Annotated in this window: 1 pseudogene; it reads right to left on the reverse strand. The window is 77.2% G+C overall.

The window, feature by feature from the left end:
• Positions 1–3,105: pseudogene (locus KIH27_RS22875) on the reverse strand (PE family protein); the annotation flags it as partial.

Here is a 3,105-nt window from a genome sequence, read left to right on the forward strand (position 1 = left end):
TGGCACCACCACCACCAACCCCACCGGTGCCACCGTTGCCACCCACACCGGTAGCGGCTTGCGTTAGACCGTCGCTGTTCAGACCGCCGGCGCCGCCGTCACCGCCCGCGCCGCCGATCCCGCCCACACCGCCGTTACCGGTACCGCTGTCGGCGAACGTGCCGACTAAGCCAGCCGTGCCGGTCGCGCCGTTGCCGCCATTGCCGCCGACGCCGCCGGCACCACCGCCGCCGACGGTGGCGTCGCCGCCGGCGCCGCCCTGCCCACCGCTGGCGCCGTTGTCGGTGTCGTCAGCGCCGCTGAAGCTGTAGCCGTTACCACCGGCGCCACCATTGCCCTGGGCGATGCCGACCGGTCCCACCCCATCGTGACCGTCGGCACCGGGTGTCGACCCGGTCCCACCGGTACCACCACCACCGGCGCTGCCCAGCGCACCACCGTCACCGCCCTTACCGCCATCGGGATCGGTCGCCGTGCCATCAGCACCCTTGCCACCGTCACCGGCCACGCCGGCGTCACCACCGTTGCCACCGGCACCCCCAGCACCCTGCGTCCCGGTGGTCGCGCCGCCGGTGGCGGTGCCCGCCGCACCGCCGGCGCCGCCCCTGCCGCCGGCCGCGCCGTCACCGGCGGCCCCGCCGTTGCTGCCGGCGCCGCCGTTGACACCGGCCACACCGGCCTCGCCGGTCGCTCCGTCGCCGCCGTTACCGCCGCTACCACCGGCGCCGCCGATTCCGCCGCTGCCGGCGTGATGCCCGGCACCGACCCCGGCACCGCCGGCGCCGCCAGCGCCACCGTCCTGGCCCTGCACACCCTTTTCTCCGTTGCCGAAGATGTCGGTGCCGCCGTTGCCGCCGGCCGCGCCGGCCTGGCCAACCCCGCCGTTGCCGCCGTCGCCATCGGTGGGTGCGTCACCGCCGGCACCACCCGATCCGCCGTTGGCACCACCGTTGCCGCCGGTGCCGCCGTTGCCGGTCTGCTGACCGCCGTCACCGCCCTTGCCGCCGGTGCCACCGGGGCCGGCGAATTCGCTGCCGTTACCTGCCCCGCCGTTGCCGGCGTCACCACCGTTACCGTTGTTACCGGCGTTGCCGCCGTTGCCACCGTCACCGCCGCTGCCACCGAAATCTGTGGACGCACCGCCGTTGCCACCGTGACCGCCGTTGCCGGTGTCGGCGCCGCCGGCGCCACCGGCACCGCCCTTGCCGCCGTTGATGCCGTCACCGCCGTTACCGGCGTCCCCGCCGTTGCCGTTGTTGCCCGCAGCACCACCGGCGCCACCGGCACCGCCATCGCTGAAGCCCGGGTCGGCGTTGCCGCCGTTACCGCCGTGGCCGCCGTTGCCGGTCTCGTGGCCGCCGGCGCCGCCCATGCCGCCGGCGCCGCCGTTGTTACCGGTGCCGCCGTCGCCGGCGTCCCCGCCGTTGCCATTGTTGCCCGCGGCGCCGCCCGCGCCACCGGCACCGCCGTTGCCGCCACTGCCGGCGTCGACGATCGGAGCGCCGTTGCCGGCGTTCCCGCCGTGGCCGCCGTTGCCGGTGTCGACACCGCCGGTGCCGCCGGCGCCGCCGTCCCCGCCATTCCCCAATATCCCGCTGTTACCACCGGTGCCGCCCGTACCTCCGTCACCGATGGTGCCGGCGTTGCCGCCTGCGCCGCCGTTGCCGCCGTCGACGCGGGTGTCGTCGGGGTTCATCGGGTCGCCACTCCAGCCGTCACCGCCGTTGCCGCCGTTGGCCACCCCGGTCGACGCCGCCCCGGCACCGCCGTTGCCCCCCGCGACGCCGGTGTTGGTAGCGCCCCCGGTGCCCGCCGCGCCGCCGTCGCCGCCGGATCCAGCGGTGCCGTTGAGGCCGCCGTTGCCACCCTTGCCGCCGTCCGGATTCGCCGCATCACCGTTGGCAGCGTTGCCGCCGGACGCACCGGCCCCCGCGTTCCCGCCCGCACCGCCGTCGCCGCCGTCGCCGTTGGCACCGGCGGTGCCGTGCGCGGCCGAACCCCCGTCACCGCCGGAACCTCCGACGCCGCCCTTGCCGCCGGATCCACCGGCCCCACCGTTCTGACCGTCGTCACCGGCGTTCTGCCCGTCGCCGCCGGCGACTCCGTTGCCGCCGGAGCCGCCGTTTCCGGCTTCACCACCCTGGCCGCCGGCGCCACCGCTACCGGAGACCGCGCCGCCCTTGCCGCCCGCGCCACCGGAACCACCGTTGCCGCCGTCGGTGCCGTGGTGCCCGCTGTCCCCGGGGTTCTGGCCGCTAGCCCCGACCGACCCGTTCGCGCCGTCCCCACCGGCGCCGCCGACACCACCATTGCCGTGACTGCCGCCGTTGCCCGCTGCACCACCATCACCACCGGCCGTCCCCGGCACCGCCGCCGGATCCGTCGCCGCGTCATACCCCGCGCCACCGTTGCCACCGTTGCCGCCGGTGCCCAGCGCCCCGGCGCTACCGGCCGCGCCGCCGGCGCCGGCGGTCCCCGCGTTACCGCCGGCCCCGACGTTGCCGCCGTCACCGCCGGCCCCGCCCACAGGAGTGGTCGCATCCCCGGCCGCACCGTTACCGCCGTTGCCGGCGTTGCCGCCGGCCCCGCCGTCCCCAGCCGCCCCGCCGAGGGCACCCGCACCGGCGCTGCCGAACAGGGTGGCCGCCTTGCCCGCGGTTCCGGCGGTGCCACCGTTACCGCCGACACCACCAGCGCCGCCGTTACCGCCGAGGGTGCCCACCCCGCCCGGGGTCGTCGCGGTCGTGCCGTCGACACCGTTGCCGCCGCTGCCGCCGTTACCACCGGCCCCACCGGCGCCCGCGGCGCCGCCACTGCCGAGCAGAACGCCGCCATTGCCACCACTACCGCCGTTGCCACCGACGCCACCACCGTCGCCGTCGGTGCCACTGGCGCCCGCACCGGACCCGGCGGTGCCGTTCCCGCCGACCGCACCGGCACCACCCGCACCACCGTTGCCGCCATTGCCGGCCGCGCCGTAGGCGAACATGTCGGTGGGCGGCTGGCTGGCCGAACTGCCGCCGTCACCGCCGTTGCCGCCGGCCCCGCTGCCCCCGTTGAGGAAGGTGCCGGTGCCGCCGGCCCCGCCGTCGCCGCCGTTGCCCC

This window comes from Mycolicibacter acidiphilus (assembly GCF_018455725.1).
In the GTDB taxonomy this organism is placed as follows: domain Bacteria; phylum Actinomycetota; class Actinomycetes; order Mycobacteriales; family Mycobacteriaceae; genus Mycobacterium; species Mycobacterium acidiphilum.